The sequence below is a fragment of the Leptolyngbya sp. BC1307 genome, from assembly GCF_002286735.1.
GTDB lineage: Bacteria > Cyanobacteriota > Cyanobacteriia > Phormidesmidales > Phormidesmidaceae > Phormidesmis.
On the sequence record NZ_NRTA01000155.1, the window covers coordinates 1 to 1,105 of the forward strand.

Genomic DNA, 1,105 nt, shown 5'->3' on the forward strand with positions numbered 1-1,105 from the left:
TATACTCTAGACGCTTGATATATGGACATTCTTGAAGGATTGAAAGTTTAAGGATAACAATGTTTTCAAAGCCTTTTTGTGAGTAGTATCAGCCTGTTCTAGGCAGGTTTGAATAGCATCCTTGAAACTGTCAAAATCAGCGTAGTACTTGGAATACAAGCATTCATTTCTGACAAACTTCCACAGCCGCTCAATCAAATTCAAATGCGGTGAATAAGACGGTAGGTATAACAGCTCAATGTTCAGTGCCTCAGCGAGGGCAAAGACCACCCGACATTTCTGATAGCGAGCATTGTCTAGCACAACTGTAATGGGCACCTCTAAGTTAAGCGCTGTTAGCTTTAATAGCAGATGGCAGATGCTTTGAGCATTGATGTAGCTTTCGTTAGTGACGATGACAACCTCTTTGCTAATAGCGTTGAGCGCACCTAAGACATTGAAGCGCCTGCGGCCTGAAGGCGAAGGAATGAAAAGCCGGACAAAGCACCAAACAAACCCTAGATAAGCCCGATGAACAAAATGAGCGGCATCTATAAAAAAACGGCGCGCTCACCCCGCTGGGCCTCAGCGAGTCTGGGTTCGAGTTCATGGATGCGGAACTGTTCTTGCTCTTCGATTTTGGCTTCACTCGTCGCTTTGCCTGGAATGTAGCCGACTTGGCGCGATTTCATGCCGAGGCGCTTCAAGAACGCTTTGATCTGCGTCGGACTGCGTTTGATCCCAGTGAGCCGCTCAATCGCGGCTTGAGCCTCGGCGCTAGTGCGTGGTGGATGGGCCTCGAAGTAAGCTTTGAGGCTGGAGATATGCTCATTAAGCGCGCTTGGTTGACCTTTATAGTGCAGTTGTTTAAGCGCTGCAATACCGCCTTGCTGATACTGTCGCAAGTAGCCTGATAGCGTCGTTCTACTGCCGATGCGACAGAGCTGACTGATCTGCTTATCGGGCAACCCTTGGCTCTTGAGATAGAGCGCTTCCATCTTTCGCTGTACTTGCGGATGCGGATGGTGATAGCGCTCATAATCAAGCGCTGCAATATCGGCTTCGGTGAATTCTAGAGTAATCATCTCTCAGGAGGATTAGACGCGACAACTGTATTTCACCTTAA

The 1,105-nt window shown here is 48.1% G+C and carries 1 pseudogene; it reads right to left on the minus strand.

Annotated elements, in window-relative coordinates:
- Nucleotides 1-6 precede the first annotated feature (6 nt).
- A pseudogene (locus CKL79_RS22500) lies at nt 7-1,064 on the minus strand (IS630 family transposase).
- Nucleotides 1,065-1,105: the final 41 nt, after the last annotated feature.